The organism is Trinickia sp. EG282A (genome assembly GCF_040965455.1).
Lineage (GTDB): Bacteria > Pseudomonadota > Gammaproteobacteria > Burkholderiales > Burkholderiaceae > Trinickia > Trinickia symbiotica.
This window is the reverse complement of record NZ_JBFRCC010000044.1, coordinates 1-414: the sequence shown is the minus strand read 5'-3', so window position 1 is coordinate 414 and position 414 is coordinate 1. Positions and strand designations below refer to the sequence as shown.

Here is a 414-nt window from a genome sequence, read left to right as displayed (position 1 = left end):
AATCGAGCGTGACGAGATAGCTGATCGCGCATGCGCGGCTCGCCGCATGCGCCGCGATCATCAGCCACGCTGCGCGCAGCGGCGGCAATGACGCGAGCGCTTGCCACTTCAGCGCGAGCGCGATCATCAGCGCAATCGCGCCGAACGCGCCGATGCGCGAGTCGTGCATGATGCGCAGCGTATCTTCACGCGTATAAGCGCCGCCGAACGCATCGACGCAATCGGCCAGTCCATCTTCGTGGAATGCGCCTGTGACGAGCAGCGTCGTCGCCATCGAAAGCAGCACGGCCACGCCCGCCGGAAAGATGCGCAGTGCAGCCATGTACACGACCGCGCCCGCCGCGCCGACCAATGCGCCGACGAGCGGAAAGTAGCGCGCCGCTGCGTTCAGATAATGCGGCTCATAGCCGACCC

1 protein-coding gene is annotated in these 414 nt (G+C 65.9%); it reads right to left on the bottom strand.

What is annotated here, in order from left to right; genetic code table 11:
* Positions 1 to 414 (bottom strand): adenosylcobinamide-GDP ribazoletransferase (locus tag AB4Y31_RS31835; RefSeq protein WP_368677429.1); only part of this gene is annotated, 414 nt, incomplete at both ends.